The organism is Lacinutrix sp. 5H-3-7-4, from assembly GCF_000211855.2.
Lineage (GTDB): Bacteria > Bacteroidota > Bacteroidia > Flavobacteriales > Flavobacteriaceae > Lacinutrix.
The window spans coordinates 2,675,221-2,695,620 of sequence record NC_015638.1 but is presented as its reverse complement, the minus strand read 5'-3'; the positions used below and the strand labels follow the sequence as shown (position 1 = coordinate 2,695,620).

Annotated in this window: 21 protein-coding genes; 8 read left to right on the top strand and 13 right to left on the bottom strand. The window is 30.9% G+C overall.

What is annotated here, in order from left to right; translation table 11 throughout:
- Nucleotides 1–77: 77 nt before the first annotated feature.
- The 9 genes from LACAL_RS12150 to LACAL_RS12110 all read right to left on the bottom strand — a co-directional run bounded on the left by LACAL_RS12150 (nucleotide 78) and on the right by LACAL_RS12110 (nucleotide 10,641).
- Nucleotides 78–3,053: a pitrilysin family protein gene (locus LACAL_RS12150; protein ID WP_013871046.1), complete on the bottom strand. Its 2,976-nt coding sequence runs from the start codon at nucleotides 3,051–3,053 to the stop codon at nucleotides 78–80.
- 190 nt (nucleotides 3,054–3,243) lie between these two features.
- Nucleotides 3,244–4,116 carry a succinate--CoA ligase subunit alpha gene (gene sucD / locus LACAL_RS12145; protein WP_013871045.1) on the bottom strand — a complete coding sequence of 291 codons (873 nt, stop codon included), beginning with the start codon at nucleotides 4,114–4,116 and terminating at the stop codon, nucleotides 3,244–3,246.
- Between the two features lie 63 nt (nucleotides 4,117–4,179).
- Nucleotides 4,180–4,584, bottom strand: coding sequence for a nuclear transport factor 2 family protein (locus LACAL_RS12140; RefSeq protein ID WP_013871044.1), 405 nt, complete (start codon nucleotides 4,582–4,584; stop codon nucleotides 4,180–4,182).
- Nucleotides 4,585–4,588: 4 nt separating this feature from the next.
- Complete coding sequence (locus LACAL_RS12135; protein WP_013871043.1) at nucleotides 4,589–5,521, bottom strand: UDP-3-O-(3-hydroxymyristoyl)glucosamine N-acyltransferase; 933 nt, start codon at nucleotides 5,519–5,521, stop codon at nucleotides 4,589–4,591.
- Between the two features lie 61 nt (nucleotides 5,522–5,582).
- Entirely contained in the window at nucleotides 5,583–6,149 is a 567-nt protein-coding gene (gene efp / locus LACAL_RS12130; protein ID WP_013871042.1) for an elongation factor P, read from the bottom strand.
- A 19-nt stretch (nucleotides 6,150–6,168) separates the two neighbouring features.
- Complete coding sequence (gene lpxA / locus LACAL_RS12125) at nucleotides 6,169–6,954, bottom strand: acyl-ACP--UDP-N-acetylglucosamine O-acyltransferase (protein ID WP_013871041.1); 786 nt, start codon at nucleotides 6,952–6,954, stop codon at nucleotides 6,169–6,171.
- 11 nt (nucleotides 6,955–6,965) lie between these two features.
- Nucleotides 6,966–8,372: a bifunctional UDP-3-O-[3-hydroxymyristoyl] N-acetylglucosamine deacetylase/3-hydroxyacyl-ACP dehydratase gene (locus LACAL_RS12120; protein WP_013871040.1), complete on the bottom strand. Its 1,407-nt coding sequence runs from the start codon at nucleotides 8,370–8,372 to the stop codon at nucleotides 6,966–6,968.
- Nucleotides 8,359–9,387, bottom strand: a complete 1,029-nt coding sequence (lpxD, locus tag LACAL_RS12115) for a UDP-3-O-(3-hydroxymyristoyl)glucosamine N-acyltransferase (protein WP_013871039.1) — start codon at nucleotides 9,385–9,387, stop codon at nucleotides 8,359–8,361. Before lpxD ends, LACAL_RS12120 begins: the two co-directional genes overlap by 14 nt.
- Before the next feature lie 24 nt (nucleotides 9,388–9,411).
- Nucleotides 9,412–10,641: an HD domain-containing protein gene (locus tag LACAL_RS12110; protein WP_013871038.1), complete on the bottom strand. Its 1,230-nt coding sequence runs from the start codon at nucleotides 10,639–10,641 to the stop codon at nucleotides 9,412–9,414.
- A 37-nt stretch (nucleotides 10,642–10,678) separates the two neighbouring features.
- Between LACAL_RS12110 and LACAL_RS12105 the strand changes: the two genes are divergently transcribed.
- From LACAL_RS12105 to LACAL_RS12085, 6 genes are all read left to right on the top strand, one after another.
- Complete coding sequence (locus LACAL_RS12105; protein ID WP_013871037.1) at nucleotides 10,679–12,232, top strand: response regulator; 1,554 nt, start codon at nucleotides 10,679–10,681, stop codon at nucleotides 12,230–12,232.
- A gap of 24 nt (nucleotides 12,233–12,256) precedes the next feature.
- Nucleotides 12,257–12,664 carry a tRNA (adenosine(37)-N6)-threonylcarbamoyltransferase complex ATPase subunit type 1 TsaE gene (gene tsaE, locus LACAL_RS12100; RefSeq protein ID WP_013871036.1) on the top strand — a complete coding sequence of 136 codons (408 nt, stop codon included), beginning with the start codon at nucleotides 12,257–12,259 and terminating at the stop codon, nucleotides 12,662–12,664.
- Nucleotides 12,665–12,854: 190 nt separating this feature from the next.
- Nucleotides 12,855–12,998, top strand: a complete 144-nt coding sequence (locus LACAL_RS15465; protein ID WP_013871035.1) for a hypothetical protein — start codon at nucleotides 12,855–12,857, stop codon at nucleotides 12,996–12,998.
- Nucleotides 12,940–13,494: a hypothetical protein gene (locus tag LACAL_RS12095; protein WP_013871034.1), complete on the top strand. Its 555-nt coding sequence runs from the start codon at nucleotides 12,940–12,942 to the stop codon at nucleotides 13,492–13,494. Before LACAL_RS15465 ends, LACAL_RS12095 begins: the two co-directional genes overlap by 59 nt.
- 65 nt (nucleotides 13,495–13,559) lie before the next feature.
- Nucleotides 13,560–14,759: an alanine dehydrogenase gene (locus LACAL_RS12090; RefSeq protein WP_013871033.1), complete on the top strand. Its 1,200-nt coding sequence runs from the start codon at nucleotides 13,560–13,562 to the stop codon at nucleotides 14,757–14,759.
- Nucleotides 14,760–14,858: 99 nt separating this feature from the next.
- Nucleotides 14,859–15,239 carry a DUF4258 domain-containing protein gene (locus tag LACAL_RS12085; RefSeq protein ID WP_013871032.1) on the top strand — a complete coding sequence of 127 codons (381 nt, stop codon included), beginning with the start codon at nucleotides 14,859–14,861 and terminating at the stop codon, nucleotides 15,237–15,239.
- Here LACAL_RS12085 and LACAL_RS12080 read toward each other — a convergent pair.
- Nucleotides 15,236–16,408 carry a proline dehydrogenase family protein gene (locus tag LACAL_RS12080; RefSeq protein WP_013871031.1) on the bottom strand — a complete coding sequence of 391 codons (1,173 nt, stop codon included), beginning with the start codon at nucleotides 16,406–16,408 and terminating at the stop codon, nucleotides 15,236–15,238. The two genes, LACAL_RS12085 and LACAL_RS12080, sit on opposite strands and share 4 nt — an antisense overlap.
- 91 nt (nucleotides 16,409–16,499) lie before the next feature.
- Here LACAL_RS12080 and aroB point away from each other — a divergent pair, with 91 nt between their 5' ends.
- Together aroB and LACAL_RS12070 are read left to right on the top strand one after the other, a co-directional pair.
- Nucleotides 16,500–17,567: a 3-dehydroquinate synthase gene (gene aroB, locus LACAL_RS12075; RefSeq protein ID WP_013871030.1), complete on the top strand. Its 1,068-nt coding sequence runs from the start codon at nucleotides 16,500–16,502 to the stop codon at nucleotides 17,565–17,567.
- A gap of 85 nt (nucleotides 17,568–17,652) precedes the next feature.
- Nucleotides 17,653–17,943, top strand: a complete 291-nt coding sequence (locus LACAL_RS12070) for a hypothetical protein (RefSeq protein WP_013871029.1) — start codon at nucleotides 17,653–17,655, stop codon at nucleotides 17,941–17,943.
- Nucleotides 17,944–17,950: 7 nt separating this feature from the next.
- Here LACAL_RS12070 and LACAL_RS12065 read toward each other — a convergent pair whose 3' ends face one another.
- From LACAL_RS12065 to LACAL_RS12055, 3 genes are all read right to left on the bottom strand, one after another.
- Nucleotides 17,951–18,466 carry a DinB family protein gene (locus LACAL_RS12065; protein WP_013871028.1) on the bottom strand — a complete coding sequence of 172 codons (516 nt, stop codon included), beginning with the start codon at nucleotides 18,464–18,466 and terminating at the stop codon, nucleotides 17,951–17,953.
- Between the two features lie 73 nt (nucleotides 18,467–18,539).
- Complete coding sequence (locus LACAL_RS12060; RefSeq protein ID WP_013871027.1) at nucleotides 18,540–19,019, bottom strand: Lrp/AsnC family transcriptional regulator; 480 nt, start codon at nucleotides 19,017–19,019, stop codon at nucleotides 18,540–18,542.
- Nucleotides 19,020–19,084: 65 nt separating this feature from the next.
- Nucleotides 19,085–20,230 carry a M14 family zinc carboxypeptidase gene (locus LACAL_RS12055; protein ID WP_013871026.1) on the bottom strand — a complete coding sequence of 382 codons (1,146 nt, stop codon included), beginning with the start codon at nucleotides 20,228–20,230 and terminating at the stop codon, nucleotides 19,085–19,087.
- Nucleotides 20,231–20,400: the final 170 nt, after the last annotated feature.

Below are 20,400 nucleotides of genomic sequence, written 5' to 3'. Positions count from 1 at the left end.
TCTAAAGAACTATGAGGTTTTTTGGTGATTAACAACTTACTTGAGTTGTGTGTCTCAAGTAATCTTATACAAAGTGTTTATAATTTCACTTCTTTAGGTTTTTCGTAATTAAACAGGTAATCAACATCCATTTCTTGCACTTTTCCTAATTTTTCAAGTGCTTTAAAATTAATATCCTTTTTGTTTCCTATTACCATAACATTATAATTTTCACCTTTTATATTCTTATTAAAGAACTCGCGTAGGTCTTCCATAGTCATATCTTTTATAGCGTTATACATAGCTTCACGATTGTCTTCGTTTATACCTAATTTTTGTAATCTTTCGTAGCTCCAGAAGATATTTGATTTTGTGATACGCTGTGCTGCTAATTTTTTTAATGTAGATTCTTTTGCAGCATTAAACTGCTCTTCAGATTCTGGCATATCACTCATTAAACTCATCATTGCATCTACTGCTTCTGGCATTTTATTAGCTTGTGTACCAATGTAAGCCATTACATAATTTGCATCGTCTTTTTTACGTGCTGTTGCATAATTTGACCATGCAGAATACGCTAATGATTTAGACTCTCTAATTTCTTGAAAAACTATTGATGATAATCCGCCACCAAAATACGTATTAAACAAAGTAGAAGCTGCCATGTTTTCTGGTTTAAATGGTTCTCCTTTTGCTAAAAACATCATTTCACTTTGCACCATATCATAATCTACAAAGTACACATTTCCTCCAGTTTCTTTTTCTAAATAAGCCATTGCTTCTGGATACTCGTTTAAATCTCCTGAAACTTTATGGTAGTCGTTTAATGCTTTTACTGCTGCATCTACATCTTTACCATAATAGAAAACACGCTGTTTAAAATCTTTTAGTCCTTTGGTTAAGTCTACTAATTCCTGAGGATTAATTTCCTGCATTTCGCTAATAGGAATAATATTACGTAATCTAGAATTTTCTCCATATTTAGCATAATTTAATAAGCCTGAACGTAAAATTCTACCTTTACTTGTTTTGTTGTTTGATCTTCCTTTTGCTATAGACTCGACATATTTATTATAGGCTTCTTTATTTGGTACAGCATTTTCCCATAAGTGCTCTAGCAACTCTAAACCTTTAGGTAAGTTTTCTTTTAAACCTCTAAGTCCTACATAACTCTGTTCTCCTTGAGCATTTACAAAGTAATCGATACCTAATTTGTAAAATTCTTTCTTTAATTCTTCAGCTGAATATTTATCTGTTCCTAAATAATCTAAATAACCTACTGCTAATCCTAACTTTTTATCATTATCGCTTCCCATATCAAAAATGATATTCATATCGAATAAATCGTTAGTTTCGTTTTCTATGTAAGACACTTCTAATCCGCTACTTGTTTTTGTTTTTTTAATAGCTGAGCTATAGTCTACATATTTAGGTGTTATAGGCTGTGATTGTTTTGCGTTGAAATCTTTAATGTATTGCGAAGATTTATCTCTATTTAAGTTTACTGGTGTAATTCCTGGATTAGAAACTTTTACTATGTTATTATCTTCTCCTTTTCTTTTGTATGTTACAACATAATTACCTTTATAAAAGCTGTTTGCAAAATCTACTAATTCTTGTTTTGATACTGCTTTTAACTCGTCTAAAAACTTAACTTTGTCTTCCCATTTTTCATGATGAATAAAGGCATTAAAATAAGCTGAAGCCAAAGCAGTACTATTTTCGTATTCTCTTAATTGGGATTTTTTTAAGTCGTTTACAACAGCTTCAATCATCCAGTCTTCAAACTCTCCTTTTTTAAGCTTTTCAATTTGGTCAAGGATTAAGCTTTTTACTTCGTCTAGAGATTGACCTTCTTTTGGCGACCCACTAAAACTATGGTAACCATAATCGTTTAAAAATGTTGTATTACAACCAGCATATTGTACTAATTGTTCTTGATTTAAATTTAAATCTATTAAACCAGCATTACCGTTTGCTAAAACCATATCACATAGTGTTACCATTTTTTCATCATTGGTGTTTACTCCATTAGATCTAAATGCAATAGATACACTTTCTGATGTTGGCCCAAATACTTCGTTTGTTATTACACTAGTAATTGGCTCTTCTTTTGGTAGTGTTGGGTGAGTAACTTCTTTTCTTTTTAAGTTACCAAATGTGTTGTTTACTTTTTTTATGGTTTCGTCAAAATCTAAATCTCCTACTAAAACCATAGCCATATTATTAGGTACATAATATTTATCGAAATAATTATTTATATCTACTAAAGATGGGTTTTTTAAATGCTCTGCAGTACCTATAGTTTTTTGTTGTCCGTATGGGTGATTAGGAAATAAGCCTTCTAACATTGCTGCATAACGTTTTCTACCATCGTTATCTTGGCCACGGTTAAACTCTTCGAATACAGCTTCTAATTCTGTATGAAATAAACGCAATACTAGTTGACTAAAGCGTTCTTCTTCAAGCTCTAACCATTTACCTAATTCGTTAGCCGGAATTTTATTTTTATAAACAGTTTCTTCGAACCAAGTGTGTGCATTTGTACCTGTCGCTCCTAATGAACTTGTCATTTTATCATATTCGTTTGCTACTGAATAGTTTGAAGCTTCTAAAGACACTTTATCTATTTCACGGTATAGTTCTAATTTTTTATCAGGATCTGTTTCTGCTCTATGTTGCTCATAAAGCTCTGATATTTTATCTAAATACTCTTTTTCCTTTTCCCAATCTATAGTTCCTATTTCATCTGTTCCTTTAAATACCATATGTTCTAAATAGTGCGCCAATCCAGTAGATTCTTTAGGGTCATAATTTGATCCTGCTCTAACTGCTATATACGTTTGGATTTTTGGTTCATCAGTGTTTTTACTTAAATACACTTTTAAACCATTATCTAAGGTATACAAGCGTAAACCTGTAGGGTCGTTAGCTACAGTTTCGTAATTAAAGCCATTTGCATCTGTTTGTGCTTCGGTTTTGTAAGCAAGATCTTTGCTTGTTGCATTGTCTTTTTTACAACTATAGACGAAAGCTACAAGCATAAAAATTACAACTAATTTTAAATGTTTCATTTTGGTTGGTATTTGGTTATTAAATATTACTTTCCTCTTAAATTGTAGTTATTTTAAAAAGATTACCGTTTTATTTAAAATATGATAAAAAAAAAGTTCGTTAGCTAAAGTAAAGCCAACGAACTAATAACGTTTCTAGTTTATATTTTTTTTAACAGAATTTAACAATAAAAATCTGTAGTAATAGCTATTATCCTAAAACTTCAGCTACTTTTTTACCAATTTCTGCTGGAGAATCTACAACGTGAATTCCGCAGTCTCTCATAATTGCTTTTTTTGCTTGTGCAGTATCATCACTTCCACCAACAATTGCTCCTGCATGTCCCATTGTACGACCAGCTGGCGCTGTTTCTCCTGCTATAAAACCTATAATTGGTTTTTTACTTCCTGAGTTTTTGTACCAGTTTGCAGCATCTGCTTCTAACTGACCTCCAATTTCTCCAATCATTACTACACACTCTGTAGCATCATCATTTATTAATAACTCTACAGCTTCTTTAGTGGTTGTTCCAATAATTGGATCTCCACCAATACCAATAGCAGTTGTAATACCTAAACCTTGTTTTACAACTTGGTCTGCAGCTTCATAAGTTAAAGTTCCAGATTTAGAAACAATACCTACTTTTCCTTGCTTGAATACAAAACCTGGCATGATACCAACTTTAGCTTCACCTGGAGTAATAACTCCCGGACAGTTAGGCCCAACTAATCTACAGTCTTTACCTTTAATATAATCTGAAGCTTTAATCATATCTGCTACAGGAATACCTTCAGTAATACAAATAATTACTTTGATTCCAGCATCGGCAGCTTCCATAATTGCATCAGCAGCAAAAGCTGGTGGTACAAAAATAATTGTTGTATCTGCTCCTACTTTTTCTACAGCTTCGGTTACTGTATTAAAAACAGGTTTGTCTAAATGTGTTTGTCCTCCTTTTCCTGGAGTAACACCACCTACGACATTTGTACCGTACTCAATCATTTGTCCGGCGTGAAAAGTACCTTCACTACCTGTAAATCCTTGAACTATTATTTTTGAATCTTTGTTTACTAAAACGCTCATTTGAATATTTTTTTTAATATTGCTACAAAAGTAAGTTTTTGATAGCGAATTTTTAAATGTATTTTAAATTTTTATTTCAGAAAATGATGTCATGTTATCTGTACTATCGTCTAATAGCTGACTAATCTCATATCCCTTATATATTTTACCATCTTTTACTTCCCAAATAGAAATAAAATGTGCCAATGGTTCTTCTTGCTCTGGGTTCTCTATAGTTGTAACATAAACAGTATGTCTTGCTGTTACAGTATTTTCATCTTGTAATAAATGACTTAACTTATAATTAAAAGAGGTGAAAGCTTCTCTTACTTCTTGTAGCTTATGGTTTATTCCGTTTTTATCTAAAGAGGTAAAACCTTGACTACTATTCCAATGTAAAACACAGTCTTCGTGAAACATATCTATTACAGAATCGTCTTTTGCCAAGTCTGTATCGTAAAACTTTTTTATTATTTCTTTTGCTGACATAGCTCTATTTATTAATTTTTTTAAGAATTTCAGGAATTTTTTTAATGTATGCCATTTCTTTAAATTTTTCTCTTGCTTCTACTGCAGGAGACCCAAAATAAGCTGTATCTGGATCTGTGGTATGCCCTAATCCAGATTGTGCATATAAAACTGTTCCTTTTGAAATTGTGATTCCGCTTTTAACACCTACTTGACCCCAAATAGTAACTTGATCTTCTACTACAACACAACCAGCAATTCCTGTTTGCGATGCAATAAGGCATTTTTTTCCAATTATTGTATCGTGACCAATTTGAATTTGGTTATCTAGTTTTGATCCTTCTCCAATAGTTGTATCGCCAGTAACACCTTTATCTATAGTACAAAGTGCTCCAATATCTACATTATTTTCTATTACAACTCTACCTCCAGACAGTAATTGATCGAAACCATCTGGTCTATTTTTATAATAAAACGCACTGGCTCCTAAAATGGTACCAGAGTGAATAGTCACGTTATTTCCTATTACAGCATCATCATAAATTGTAACATTAGCATGAATTATACAATTATCTCCAATTGTAACATTATTACCAATAAAACAATTAGGCTGAATTACAGTGTTTTCTCCAATTTTTGCTGAAGCCGCAATGCTTACATTTGAAGATTGAAATGGCTTAAAGTGTAATGTTAACTTATTAAAATCTCTAAATGGATCATCACTTATTAATAAAGCTTTACCTTCTGGACACTCTACTTCTTTATTAATTAAAATAATCGTAGCGGCAGACTGTAACGCTTTATCGTAATATTTAGGATGGTCTACAAAAACAATATCTCCTGGTTCTACCACATGAATCTCATTCATGCCTAAAACCTGAAAATTATCTGCACCAATAAATTTACAATCTATTAAATGTGCTATTTCTTTTAGAGTATGCGGTTTAGAAAACTTCATAACAATTAAAATTTAGTATTTAGTTTCCTAGAATTACAAACTAAAGACGGTTTGGTGGAAATTATTCTTTAACGCGCTCTTTGTAAGTTCCTTTTTCAGTTTCAACTTTAATTTTATCTCCTTCATTTATAAATAATGGTACATTTACCTCTGCTCCTGTTTCTACTGTTGCTGGTTTTGTAGCATTTGTTGCTGTATTACCTTTAACACCAGGCTCTGTAGCTGTTACTTCTAATATAACACTTGCAGGCATTTCTACAGAAAGCGGCATATTGTCTTCAGTATTAATAATTACTGTAACAATTTCTCCTTCTTTCATTAATTGAGGCGTATCTAAAGCAGATTCTAATAATCTAATTTGTGTATAATCTGCTTCATTCATAAAATGATAAAATTCTCCATCATTATATAAATACTGAAACTTATGTGTTTCTACACGAACATCATCAATTTTATGTCCTGCTGAAAACGTATTATCTAACACTTTACCATTTGTTACGCTTTTCATTTTTGTACGTACAAATGCAGGTCCTTTTCCTGGTTTTACATGAAGAAATTCAACTATTTTATAAATATCGTTGTTGTATTTTATACATAAACCGTTTCTTATATCTGAAGTATTTGCCATAATATTTTATTTCTATTTTTTAATTTGATTTAAAGTAACCTTTCATAATTCCACGATGAGAATTCTTAATAAACTGAAGAATTTCATCACGTTCTGTGGTTGCTTCCATCTCTGCTTCTATAATATTTGAAGCTTGTGTGTTATTATAATTTTTTTGATATAATATTCTAAATATATCCTGAATCTCTCTAATTTTTTCTGTTGAATAACCTCTTCTTCTTAAACCAACAGAGTTTATACCAACGTAAGATAGAGGTTCTCTTCCTGCTTTTACAAATGGTGGTACATCTTTTCTTACAAGAGATCCACCTGTTACAAAGGCATGATTCCCTACAGAACAAAATTGATGTACTGCTGTCATTCCCGCTAATATAACATAATCACCTATAGTAATATGTCCTGCTAGTGTACTATTATTTGAAAAGATACAATTATTCCCTACAATACAATCGTGAGCAATATGACAATAAGCCATAATTAAACAATTATCGCCTACAACAGTTTTCATTCTATCTGTTGTACCACGATTTATTGTAACACATTCTCTAATAGTTACATTGTCTCCAATTATGGTTAAAGTATCTTCATCATTATATTTTAAATCTTGAGGTACTGCTGAAATTACGGCTCCTGGAAAAATATTACAATTTTTTCCAATGCGCGCACCTTCCATAATAGTTACATTACTGCCTATCCAAGTACCTTCACCAATGGTAACATTATTATTTATTGTTGTAAAAGGCTCAATTACTACATTTTTAGCAATTTTTGCGCCCGGATGAACGTAAGCTAAGGGTTGGTTCATTTTTTGTGTTTTTATTTAACTTTAGAAATTTGTGCCATTAATTCTGCTTCGGCACATAGTTTACCATTTGCATAGGCATAACCTTGCATGTGACAAATACCACGTCTAATAGGAGTAATTAACTCACACTTAAAAATTAAGGTATCGCCTGGCACTACTTTTTGTTTGAACTTTACTTTATCTATTTTCATAAAGAAAGTAAGGTAGTTTTCTGGATCTGGAACTGTACTTAAAACTAAAATACCACCTGTTTGTGCCATTGCTTCAACAATTAAAACACCTGGCATAACTGGTGCTCCAGGAAAGTGACCTTTAAAGAACTCTTCGTTCATAGTCACATTTTTCATTCCTATTACCTTTTGGTCTGTAAGCTCAAATATTTTATCTATTAGTAAAAATGGCTGCCTATGTGGTAGCATATCCATAATTTGACCAACATCCATTAATGGTTTTTGGTTTAAATCTATTTCTGGAACATTATTACGTCTTTCGTTTTTAATAATTTTAGACATTTTTTTTGCAAACTGTGTATTTACAAAATGACCTGGTTTATTAGCTATTACTTTACCTCTAATTCTAGTTCCTATTAAGGCTAAATCTCCTATAACGTCTAAAAGTTTATGTCTCGCTGCTTCGTTTGGATGATGTAACGTTAAGTTATCTAAAATCCCGTTTTGTTTTACAGCTATATTGTCTTTATTAAAAGCAACTTTTAATTTCTCCATTGTTTCTTGAGATAATTCCTTATCTACATAAACAATAGCATTATTTAAGTCACCTCCTTTTATTAATCCATGTTCTAAAAGTGCCTCTAACTCATGTAAAAAACTAAATGTTCTTGAGTCTGATATATCTCTTTTAAAATCACTTATATTATTTAATGTTGCATTTTGTGTACCTAAAACTTTAGTGCCAAAATCTACCATTGTAGTTATTTGGTATTCTTTAGCTGGCATAACAAGTATTTCACTTCCTGTTTCTTCGTCTGTATAACAAATAACATCTTTTACAACGTATTCTTCTCTTTGTGCATCTAACTCTACAATACCTGCACTTTCTATAGCTTCCACAAAAAACTTAGAAGAACCATCCATTATTGGTGGTTCAGATTGGTCTAATTCTATAATTGCATTATCTACATCTAAGCCTACAAATGCTGCTAATACATGCTCACAAGTTTGAATGGTTACTCCATTTTTTTCTAAACAAGTACCACGTTGTGTGTTTGTTACATAGTTTGCATCTGCTTCTATAACCGGATTCCCTTCTAAATCTATACGTTTAAAAGCAAAACCTGTATTTGCAGCTCCAGGCTTAAAAGTTAATGTTACTTCTTGACCTGTATGTAAACCAACACCAGATAACGACACTTCATTTTGTATCGTTTTTTGTTTTACTTCCGAATTAATTATTGCCATTTCCTTTTTTTTCTAATTCGTTTATAGTTTTTACCAATTTTGGTAAGTTTTTAAAATATACATAAGATTTATTATAATCTCCATAAGAAAGTGCTGGTGAACCTTGAAGCACTTCATTATCTTTTACATTTCTTCCAATACCAGATTGCGCTTGAATTTTCACACCATTACCTATTGTAATGTGTCCAACAATACCTACTTGGCCTCCTATAATACAATTTTGGCCAATTTTTGTTGATCCTGCAACTCCTGTTTGAGCAGCAATTACTGTATTTTCTCCAATTTCAACATTGTGTGCGATTTGTATTTGGTTGTCTAATTTCACACCACGTTTAATTACCGTAGATCCTAAAGTAGCTCTATCTATTGTAGTTGCAGCACCAATATCTACAAAATCTTCTAATATTACGTTTCCTATTTGTGGTACTTTGTGGTATTCTCCCTTTTCGTTTGGCGCAAAACCAAAACCATCTGCTCCTATTATAGCTCCGGAATTTATAACACAATTATTTCCTACAATACATTCTGAATATACTTTTGCTCCAGAAAAAACTACCGTATTCTCTCCTATTGTTACATTATCTCCTATATAACTGCTTGGAAAAATTTTTACATTATCTCCTATAGTTACATTGTCTCCAATATATGTAAATGCACCAACGTAAACATCATTGCCTAATGTTGCTGTTTCTGAAATTGATGATGGTTGCTCTATTCCAAATTTATTAAGCTTTACTTGATTGTAATACTCTAATAATTTAGAAAAGGACTTATAAGCATCCTCAACTTTTATTAAGGTTGGTTGTACTTCTTGTTCTGGCTCAAAATCTTTATTAACTATAGCTATAGATGCTTTAGTTGTATAAATATATTGTGTGTATTTTGGGTTAGCCAAAAATGTTAAAGCGCCTTCTACGCCTTCTTCTATTTTAGATAGTTTAGAAACTTCAACTTGTGAATCTCCTACAATATCACCTTCTAAAATACCTGCTATTTGTTCTGCTGTAAACTTCATCTTTCGCAAAAATAGAAAAAATAATCACAATTTTTCCTTTGGGTAACATATATAATATTTGGTAACAGGTTTAGACAAAGCTTTAAGGTTAAGTTGGTCTGATGCTTTTACCAAATCTTCTATGCTTCCGTTTTTATGTAAAATTTTAATTCCTTGTTTTTTTTGAGTGTACGCTTGATTAGAAATTTCTCCCGTAAACACAAAGTATTCGGCCTCTTTATCTGTTATAGAATAAGCATTTGTTAATTGCTCTTTAAACGCTATTAATTTTTCTTTTTTAATAGGTTTCTTTTTAATTTTAACTTTTAACAAGTCTCTATTAATAATCATTCTACACAAATTTCTTAAAATAAAATCATCATGATCTTGCCATTCTTTCATAGCCGAAACTATATCGTAATCATCAAGCTTAGAAAAAGTATCTAACGTCTCTTTGTTAAAGTCACTTAAATTAATTTCATTTCTTAAAAAAAACTGAAGTGGTTTACTTGCATTTAAAACAACTTCTTTTCTTGTTAATTCTTTTGCTCGTTTAAGCACGCGAATTAACAACTGCTCTGCAACCAAACTTGTTTTATGTAAATATACTTGCCAGTACATTAAACGTCTTGCTACTAAAAATTTCTCGACAGAATATATGCCTTTCATTTCAATTACAAGCTCGTCATTTTTAACATTTAACATCGTTATTAAACGTTCACTATTTATATTACCTTCGGCTACACCTGTATAAAAACTATCACGTTTTAAATAATCTGCACGATCCATATCAATTTGACTGGAAATTAACTGGCACATAAACTTACGATGGTACTCTCCTTTAAATATTTTAATAGCCAAAGTTAAATCGTTGTTAAATTCTTTATTTAAAACTTCCATAAAAAGCATAGAAATATGCTCGTGAGACACACCATTTACAATGCTATGCTCCATAGCATGAGAAAATGGCCCATGACCTATATCGTGTAATAATATAGCAACTAATAGTGCGTTTTTTTCTTCTTCATTAATCTCAACACCTTTAAATCTAAGTACTTGCACCGCTTTCTGCATTAAATGCATACAACCTATCGCATGATGAAAACGAGTGTGATGTGCACCTGGATAAACCAAGTAACTCATTCCCATTTGCGTTATACGGCGTAAACGTTGAAAATATTTATGCTCTATTAAATCGAATATTAAAGAATTTGGGATAGTAATAAATCCGTAAATTGGGTCGTTTAATATTTTAAGTTTGTTACTTGTTTGCAAACTGATACTTTTTTCTAAAATTATACAACAAATATACATGGATAAAATAAATATACTTTGGGTTGACGATGAAATAGATTTACTTAAGCCTCATATTCTCTTTTTAGAGAAAAAAAACTACGCAGTAACTAAATGTAATAGTGGCACAGAAGCACTTGAAATTCTTGATGAAAAAAAGTTTGATATTGTTTTTCTAGATGAAAACATGCCAGGTTTAACTGGTTTAGAAACTTTAAACGAGATAAAAGAAAAAGAAGCTGCGCTTCCTGTGGTTATGATTACCAAAAGCGAAGAAGAGTATATAATGGAAGAAGCCATTGGGAATAAAATTGCAGATTACCTTATAAAACCTGTAAATCCTAACCAAATTCTTTTAAGTTTAAAAAAGAATTTAGACCACTCAAGATTAGTGTCTGAAAAAACAACCTCTAATTACCAACAGGAATTTAGGAAAATTGCTATGGATATGTCTATGGTAAATTCATATGATGAATGGGCAGCCTTGTACCAAAAACTTATTTACTGGGAAATGCAACTAGAAGGTATTGAAGATTCTGGCATGTTTGAGATTTTAGAATCACAAAAAAACGAAGCAAATATTCAGTTTGGAAAATTTATAGATAAAGAATACCCAACCTGGTTTGAACCAAATACAGACGCACCTATACTATCTCATGTATTATTTAAAGATAAAATTGTACCAGAATTAAGCAAAGAACAACCTACCTTATTAGTTGTTATAGATAATTTACGTTACGACCAATGGAAAGCGTTCGAACCAATAGTAAGTAACCATTATAAAAAAGAAACCGAAACTCCTTTTTATAGCATACTACCAACAGCTACACAATATGCAAGAAACGCTATTTTCTCTGGCTTAATGCCAAGTGATATGGAAAAACTCCATCCTGAATACTGGAAAAACGATACTGATGAAGGTGGAAAAAATTTACATGAAGCCGATTTTTTAAATGCTCAAATGAAACGTTTAGGACTAACAAACCTTAAACACGAGTATTATAAAATCACTAATTTAAAAGACGGAAAAAAATTAGCTGATAATTTTAAAGGCCTTAAAGAAAACGATCTTACTGTAGTTGTTTACAATTTTGTAGATATGTTATCTCATTCTAAAACAGAAATGGATGTAGTAAAAGAGTTAGCCTCTAACGATAAAGCTTACAGGTCACTAACCCAAAGTTGGTTTAAAAATTCTCCTTTATTAGAGATGATACAACATGCACAACAAATGGGCTTTAAACTTATACTAACAACAGATCATGGTACTATTAATGTAAAAAACCCTTCTAAAGTTATTGGCGATAGAGATACAAGTTTAAATTTACGTTACAAAACAGGTCGTAGTTTAAGCTATGAAAACAAAGATGTATTAGCTGCAAAGAATCCTAAAACAATACACCTACCTTCTTTATCCATGAATAGCTCTTTCATTTTCGCTAAAAGCGATTTGTTTTTTGCTTATCCAAATAATTACAATCATTATGTTAGTTATTACCGTAACACATACCAACACGGTGGTGTTTCTCTTGAAGAAATGATTATTCCGTTTGTAGTTTTAAATCCGAAATAAATTATTTTTGCTAAAAAATTTTTAATGCAGGAAACATATACTTTAGATACGCTAGATATTGTAGCTAAAAAAATTATAAAAAAAAGTACATCAAAAATTTTATTATTTGATGCAGAAATGGGTATGGGCAAAACAACACTTATTAAAGCTATTGTAAAAGCTCTTGAAAGTGATGATGTTGTAAGTAGCCCAACCTTTTCTTTAGTTAACGAATATAATACCGGACACACCTCAATATTTCATTTCGATTTATATAGAGTTGAGAACGAAGAAGAATTATACGATTTTGGCATAGAAGACTATTTAAATAAAGATGCCTGGCTTTTAATAGAATGGCCTGAAATTGCTAAAAACATAATTGAAAGCGATTTTAACACGATTTCTATTACAGCAACTAATCCAAAAGAAAGAATATTAACATTGGTTAATTAACGATAGCAGTAATGCGCTTTTTTATCTCATAAAAAAGTGTATTTTTGAGCCGTTTACGGTTTTTCCCGTAACCAAAATTGAGCAAAACCATTTTTTTAACATTTTTTTAACATTTGCGCGTCATACCAGTTAGGTTTTTATATAGATTTGAGTAATTAATTAATTTAATCCCTTTAAAATCCCTAACATTATGAAAACAAAAAAGTATGTATTAGCATTAGCTATTTTTGGTGGTGTATTATTCACTGCAAACGCGACAAACATTATTGATTTAAATGAGCAAACGCACACAGGAGTTGACAAAGCAAAACTTAAAATACGTAAACACGGATAAACTAAAGTTCAACAAGAGTATTATTTTAGGGAGTATTTTTGCTACAATTATAGCAATTACTCCCTTTATTTTTTATACTTATGAATATGTTCCCGAAACTAAAACGTGGGAGACATGGTTTTTTACTTACGAAAGTGGTTTCTATGAAGATGCCCAAGTAGGCATATGGTCTATTTTAATGAAAGCAGTTCCTGTTCTTTTATTATTTATTTGGTTTTTTACATGCAGACACTGGTGGTATCATGCATTATTAGTTCCAATTGCAATGTTTACATATCAAATTTTTGGCGCATTAAACGATGATATGGAATATATTGATGAATTTCAATTAATTCATTTAGTTCCTGTTATGGCTATAGTAATTCCTTCAATATATTTAATGAGGTCCCATATGTTCAATACATTAAACACTATAAACAAAACCACACAAGAATTAGAAGACGAATTAATGTTTAAACCAAAAACTATTTGGGGAAAAATTAAGCAGTATTTTTAATTTATACTTTCTTATATAAAATTTTTATTTGTATTTTGAATGCATATAAAAATGAATAATTAAAAATGGCAGAATCCATTACTCCTTTTTCTAAAGCACAATTACTTCCTCAAGAAGAAAAATTAGAAATTTTAAAAGACAAAAGCTCCCTATTTATAGGTATCCCAAAAGAAACTTCTTTTCAAGAAAGACGCGTTTGCCTAACACCTGATGCAGTCTCTGCTATAGTAAATAATGGACATCGTGTACTTATAGAGTCTGGCGCAGGCGAAGGTTCTAAATTTAGTGATAAAGATTATAGTGAAAACGGAGCTGAAATCACAAACGACATTGCAAAAGTTTACGCTTGCCCAATGATTTTAAAAGTTGAACCACCAACTATAGAAGAATTAAAATTAATAAACCCACAAACTATATTAATTTCTGCACTTCAATTAAAAACACAAAGCAAAAAATATTTTGAAACATTAGCTACAAAACGCATTACAGCTTTAGCTTTTGAATTTATTAGAGATGATGATGGCGCATATCCTGCTGTTAGAGCATTAAGTGAAATAGCTGGAACAGCTTCAGTATTAATTGCTTCAGAATTATTGAGTAATTCTAACGAAGGAAACGGCCTAATGTTTGGCAACATAAGCGGCGTACCTCCTGTAGAGGTTGTGATTTTAGGAGCAGGAACTGTTGGCGAATTTGCTGCTAGAAGCGCTATTGGCTTAGGAGCTAATGTGAAAATCTTCGATAATTCTATTACAAAACTACGTTGTGTTCAAGCTAATTTAGGCCGAACATTATATACTTCAACCATACAACCAAAATACCTTAACAAAGCACTAAAGCGTTGCGATGTAGTTATTGGTGCTGTTCGTGGTAAAGACAGATCTCCAGTAATTGTTAGCGAAGCTATGGTTGAACAAATGAAAAAAGGCTCTGTAATTATTGATGTAAGTATTGATATGGGTGGCTGTTTTGAATCTAGCGAAGTAACAACACATAAAAACCCAACGTTTAAAAAATACGGAGTAACACATTACTGTGTTCCTAATATTCCTGCACGTTATTCTAGAACTGCCTCTGCTTCTATTAGCAATATTTTTACACCTTATTTATTAAAAATTGCCGAAGATGGTGGTTTAGAGCATTCTTTAAGAATGGATCGCGGCCTAAAAAACGGTTTATATTTCTATCATGGTATTTTAACAAGCCGAGCTGTTGGTGAATGGTTTGATTTAAAATACAACGATGTTAACTTACTTATTTTTTAAATAACAATTTGAATTTTTCCTATTATTAATCGGTTAAATTACCGAGTTTTGCAAAACGATAGCTCATCACTATAACGGTGACTAAAAATTCTCTTTTTAATGCAATTACTTAAAAGATTTGGATATTATTTTGGCGGTTTTGCCATTGGTTTAATATTGCTCGCTTTTTTTCTTAATGGAAGAAAAGCATCTTGTAAATTTGATTATGGTCCAGATGCAAGAGTTTTAAAAAGTATTAATTCAAAACAACTTATCTACACTACAGAGGCTCAAGACTTTTTAGTAAATAAAAGTATTGATACTACTCAAATAAATTATATTTTATATAAAGGTGATATAAATTTTTCTAAAAGTGAAAGTAGAAAAAAACCTTGTGGAATATATTTTGTTGAAGGCGAAATAGATAATAAAGAAACGGCTTTAATAATAGAAAACTGTAAAGAGAAAGCTTTTATAAAAACTATAAAATTTATAAACTAAGCGCGTCTTCTTTTTCTTTCTTTATCAAGCAAAGTCAACTCTCTACTTGTTTGTCCAGCAACCGATGTATTCTCCTCTGCTCTTCTAATTAAATAAGGCATAACATCTTTCACTGGTCCAAAAGGTAAATATTTTGCAACATTATATCCCTTTGCCGCCAAGTTAAAACTAATGTGATCGCTCATACCATAAAGCTGACCAAACCAAACACGATTATCTTCTTTGTTAATATTTAACAATTCCATTTGCTGCATTGCTAAGTATGTACTTTCCTCGTTATGCGTACCAACAAAAATAGAGATGTCGTTAATATTTTCTAAAATATACTTTTGACATTTATTAAAATTGTCATCTGTTGTTTTTTTATCTCTACAAATTGGAGACTCATAACCTCTTTCAATTGCACGTTCACGCTCTTTTTCCATATACGCGCCACGCACAATTTTGTAGCCAAGTTTATAACCATTTTCCTTAGCTCTTTCGTGAGAAGCCTTTAAAAAATCAAACCGATCCCAACGGTAGGTTTGTAATGTATTATACACATAAGGAACATCTTTATTATAGCGTTCCATCATTAACTCAATTATCTCATCTGCTGCTGTTTGCATCCAGCTTTCTTCAGCATCAATTAAAACTTCAACATCCTTAGATTTTGATAATTTACAAAGCCTATCTAACCTTCCAATTATTCTTTGCCATTCTGCTTCTTCTTCAGCTGTAAAAGCTTTTCCTTCTCCTTTTTTCTGAAATAAATAAAACCTACCTAATGCTGTAGGTTTAAAAACTACAATAGGCATTGCGTCTTTTTTTTCTGAAAATTCAATAATTTTAATTAAACGCTCTGTAGCATCATCAAATTGATTTTCGGAAGCTTTTCCTTCAACCGAATAATCTAATACCGAACAAACCCTAGCACCATACATACTATCTATAGTTGGTATACAATCTCTCTCATTAACACCACCACAAAAATGATCGAAAACCGTAATACGTATTAAACTAGTTACAGGTAACCTTAATTTTAAAGCAATATTTGTAAGTGTAGTACCAATTTTCACCAAAGGTCTATTTGCTATCATTTTAAATAAATAATAAGCACGGTCTAATTCAGAATTACTTTTTAAAGCAAAAGCAATTTTGGTGTTATTAAAGATTTTTTCGGTATTCATATGCTAAAAAAAAATTTACGCAAATATAATTGATGTCTATCATATTTCTTTAAAAACTCCTTATTTTTACATCATAAAAATTCACTTTTAAATGACACCAATTACAACTCAGGATTACACCATTTTTTTTAACAACGATGGTTATACAGCTTTAAATAAACATTTAAAAGAAGCAAACTACTCTAAGGTTTATATTTTAGCAGATGAAAACACTAATATTGAGTGTGTTCCATTTTTTTTAGCCCAAATTAGCACCGAAATTGAGTACGATATTCTAGAAATAGAAGCTGGTGAAGAACAAAAAAATCTTGATATATGTCTTGGTCTTTGGGAAGCACTGTCTGAATATGGAGCAGATAGAAAAAGTGTTATTATAAATATTGGTGGTGGCGTTGTTACAGATTTAGGCGGTTTTGTAGCTTCTACTTTTAAGCGCGGTATAGATTTTATTAATATACCAACATCTTTACTTGCTATGGTAGACGCCTCTATTGGTGGCAAAACAGGTATTGATTTAGGGCATTTAAAAAATCAAATTGGTGTAATTAACACACCGCAATTAATTGTTGTAGATACATCATACCTAAATACTTTACCGCAATTAGAGATGCGTTCTGGTTTAGCCGAAATGCTTAAACATGGATTAATACATGATTATACTTACTGGAACAAACTAAAAGATTTATCTCAATCTACAATTGATGATTTAGACGGCTTAATTTACGAGTCTATTATTATTAAAAAAAACATAGTAGAACAAGATCCTGAAGAAAAAGGCTTAAGAAAAACTTTAAATTATGGTCACACTCTAGGTCATGCCATAGAGTCTTATTACATAAACAATGACAGTAAAAAACGTCTATTACATGGTGAAGCTATTGCTATTGGAATGGTTTTAGCTAACTATTTATCTGTAATATACTGTGATTTTCCTAAAACATTAAACAGCGAAATTAAAACCATTTTAAAAGCCGTTTACGGTCATGTAGAAATTCTAGAAGCAGACTACGCTCCTATTATAGATTTATTAAAATACGACAAAAAAAATGAACATGGAAATGTAAATTTTGTGCTTCTAGAAGCTATTGGCAAACCTAAGGCTAATTGTATTGTTGATGAAAAACACATTATAGAAGCTTTTAAATTTTACAACCTCTAGCCTCTTATTTATTTAAAAATTTGTAATTTTATAGAGCTATTAATTTTATTACTAGACTTAAGCACTAACTTAAAATCCAAATGTTATGCGCAGAGTAATTGTAGACTATAAAAAATTAACTCCCAAAGTGTTAACCTTATTAACGCAAAAATTTCCAGACGGTTATGGAGACGATGATATTGTGGTATTTGACAACCATAAAAACGAAACTATAGAAGCTGTAGAAATTAAAACTGAAGACACTATTTATCTTGTAAAAGTAGGCAGTAAACTGCATTACTCTATGGCGAATTTTAGTGATAAGGATGACTTAGTTTTAAATGAAGACGGTCACATTTTAATAGATGAGTCATTTAACGACAATGAGGATAGTTAGTTTAACATTATAAATAACGCTCCTTTATAACTTCGCAGTGGTGTTTTTCATGACCAGCAATTAAAAAACCTAACGCCCTTACCGAAACCATACCGCTACCTGCTTGGCCTTTTAATTTTAAAACTTCAGAATTAAAAGATTTATACATAATAATTGTAGCTTGCCTAAGCAAAGAATACTCTTCAAGTAAAGCTTTAAGTTGTCTGTCGTTTGCATTACTATTCAGCACATAAGCGTCTTCATTAAAACCAACTAAGGCAGTTTTATCTTGACGAGAAAAACGCAATGCTCGATAACAAAAAACCCTTTCTGAATCTATTAAATGATTAATAATCTCTTTAATTGTCCACTTGTCTTCTGCGTATCTAAATTCCAATTTTTCTTCGGGAATGGATTGAAAAAAGTTAATTGTTTTTTCCAAACCATCTTCTAAACTATCAATTAAAATTAAATCTCCTAACTTGTTAATATAGGGCTGGAAATAAGGTATAAATTCAGTATCGTTTAAGTCTGTTACTCGCATAATTTAAAAATGAGTTAAAAAAAAATCCTTTAGCAAGATAGCTAAAGGACTTTAAATTGTTGTTATTAAAAACTTATAAAGTATTAAAAATATCGTGCATTAAACGCTTTTTATCATTTAAGCTTTCCTCTAACGAAATCATTGTTTCTGTACGGTAAACGCCATCAATATCATCTAGCATAAATATAACATCTTTTGCATGTTCTGTATCTCTTGCTCTAATTTTACAGAAAATATTAAATTTCCCTGTAGTTACGTGAGCTACTGTTACAAATGGAATTTCGTTAATACGCTCTAAAACAAACTTTGTTTGAGATGTATTTTGAAGAAAAACACCTACATAAGCTATAAATGAATATCCTAATTTTTTGTAGTCTAAAGTTAATGAAGAGCCTTTAATAATTCCTGCATCTTCCATTTTTTTCACTCTTACATGCACAGTTCCAGCAGATATTAACAATTTTTTTGCGATATCTGTAAAAGGAACTCTTGTATTATCAATCAACATATCAAGTATTTGATGATCAATTTCGTCTAATTTAAATTTTGCCATTTTGATTATTTTCTTAAATAAAAAGCAAAAATAATACATTTTTAATGAATTTTATACATCAAAAACTAAGAATACTTAATATTTAATAATAATTTTACATTGTCGATGATTACGAAATCGATTTCGCTACCTATTTCTAATTCTATGTCCAAGCCTTCGAGTACTTTACAACCATTGGCATCTAAGTATCTATGTGCGAAAAAACCGTCTAAATTATCAATTTTTGAAACTTTTGGTATAAATTTTACTTTTTTGTTAATTAATTGCTCTTCAAATTGCACTGCAATATCAATAAGCTTATTATTTACAAGTGCATTTTTAATAATTATATCAAAAAATAGCTTTTTATTTTCAGGAATAACTAAATAATCTTTAAAATCTAACAAGTCTATTTGGTTATTTGCTATTGCGTTTAAAGCCACTAAATAAGACTGAAAGATATAACGCCTTACCTCTTCTCTATTGTAATCGTTTTTACAATGTCCAGCTTCAAAAAGCACCGTAGGCACGTTTAAGCTTTGAAAAGCATCACCTACACAGTTTATATTGTATGCATCATCATAAGTCCCTACTTGATTTGGCAACTCTTCCTGAAGCATACTATTAATCTTTACAATTAAAGACATTGCTATTTTTCTATTATCTGTAATAGTACACTCTTGATCTTGCGCTGGAGACAAAAAAGACAAACTTGCACTATTACTAGTATTTCCTGCACTAAAAATAGTGCGCTGCCCATGGAGATTAAAGCAAAAATGCGGTTTAAAACTATTAAAGAGAGTGTTTAACACCACGCTTTCGGGCTGCGATAGAGTTTGTGCATCTCGATTTAAATCTACACTATTAGCGTTTAAGCGTGTGTAAGCTAAAGCGCCATCTGGGTTTAAAATAGGCACGATAACAATAGTACAATTTTTAAGAATGATATTAGACTCGTCTTCACTAAAGAGGTTTAATAAGTCAAATAATGCTTTTGTAGTTGTAGACTCGTTACCATGCATTTGAGACCACATTAGTATTTTATTTGGACCAGCACCAAGAGTTATTGAGAATATATTTTCACTTAAAACAGATTGACCTATAGTTTCTATTTTAAAAAATTTACTATGCTTACCCAAAAGAGGAGCAATAGTATTTGTGTGAATATATCTACCAGACAAACTGGTTTCTTTATGTTTTTTATAAAGGTTTTTTAAGAGATCGTTTTTCATTAGGTATTTTTATGTTACAAATGTAAACAATATCTGTTTTACAAATGTAAACACAAAATGTTACAAATGTAATTTACAGCTGTAACCAATAAATAGGTTTTTTTAAGATTTAAAAACTTTAGTAATTATAAAAACCTGCTGAATTTTTAAAATATATTTCACTACATTGC

What these genes read in the sequence shown, in the direction of transcription:
- tsaE (WP_013871036.1), top strand. Translation starts at nt 12,257, where the DNA reads ATGCAGGAAACATATACTTTAGATACGCTAGATATTGTAGCTAAAAAA.
- LACAL_RS12120 (WP_013871040.1), bottom strand. Translation starts at nt 8,372, where the DNA reads ATGGCAATAATTAATTCGGAAGTAAAACAAAAAACGATACAAAATGAA.
- LACAL_RS12070 (WP_013871029.1), top strand. Translation starts at nt 17,653, where the DNA reads ATGCGCAGAGTAATTGTAGACTATAAAAAATTAACTCCCAAAGTGTTA.
- LACAL_RS12085 (WP_013871032.1), top strand. Translation starts at nt 14,859, where the DNA reads ATGCAATTACTTAAAAGATTTGGATATTATTTTGGCGGTTTTGCCATT.
- LACAL_RS15465 (WP_013871035.1), top strand. Translation starts at nt 12,855, where the DNA reads ATGAAAACAAAAAAGTATGTATTAGCATTAGCTATTTTTGGTGGTGTA.
- LACAL_RS12080 (WP_013871031.1), bottom strand. Translation starts at nt 16,408, where the DNA reads ATGAATACCGAAAAAATCTTTAATAACACCAAAATTGCTTTTGCTTTA.
- LACAL_RS12135 (WP_013871043.1), bottom strand. Translation starts at nt 5,521, where the DNA reads ATGAAGTTTTCTAAACCGCATACTCTAAAAGAAATAGCACATTTAATA.
- lpxD (WP_013871039.1), bottom strand. Translation starts at nt 9,387, where the DNA reads ATGAAGTTTACAGCAGAACAAATAGCAGGTATTTTAGAAGGTGATATT.
- LACAL_RS12150 (WP_013871046.1), bottom strand. Translation starts at nt 3,053, where the DNA reads ATGAAACATTTAAAATTAGTTGTAATTTTTATGCTTGTAGCTTTCGTC.
- efp (WP_013871042.1), bottom strand. Translation starts at nt 6,149, where the DNA reads ATGGCAAATACTTCAGATATAAGAAACGGTTTATGTATAAAATACAAC.
- LACAL_RS12105 (WP_013871037.1), top strand. Translation starts at nt 10,679, where the DNA reads ATGGATAAAATAAATATACTTTGGGTTGACGATGAAATAGATTTACTT.
- sucD (WP_013871045.1), bottom strand. Translation starts at nt 4,116, where the DNA reads ATGAGCGTTTTAGTAAACAAAGATTCAAAAATAATAGTTCAAGGATTT.
- lpxA (WP_013871041.1), bottom strand. Translation starts at nt 6,954, where the DNA reads ATGAACCAACCCTTAGCTTACGTTCATCCGGGCGCAAAAATTGCTAAA.
- LACAL_RS12095 (WP_013871034.1), top strand. Translation starts at nt 12,940, where the DNA reads ATGAGCAAACGCACACAGGAGTTGACAAAGCAAAACTTAAAATACGTA.
- LACAL_RS12060 (WP_013871027.1), bottom strand. Translation starts at nt 19,019, where the DNA reads ATGGCAAAATTTAAATTAGACGAAATTGATCATCAAATACTTGATATG.
- LACAL_RS12090 (WP_013871033.1), top strand. Translation starts at nt 13,560, where the DNA reads ATGGCAGAATCCATTACTCCTTTTTCTAAAGCACAATTACTTCCTCAA.
- aroB (WP_013871030.1), top strand. Translation starts at nt 16,500, where the DNA reads ATGACACCAATTACAACTCAGGATTACACCATTTTTTTTAACAACGAT.
- LACAL_RS12140 (WP_013871044.1), bottom strand. Translation starts at nt 4,584, where the DNA reads ATGTCAGCAAAAGAAATAATAAAAAAGTTTTACGATACAGACTTGGCA.
- LACAL_RS12055 (WP_013871026.1), bottom strand. Translation starts at nt 20,230, where the DNA reads ATGAAAAACGATCTCTTAAAAAACCTTTATAAAAAACATAAAGAAACC.
- LACAL_RS12065 (WP_013871028.1), bottom strand. Translation starts at nt 18,466, where the DNA reads ATGCGAGTAACAGACTTAAACGATACTGAATTTATACCTTATTTCCAG.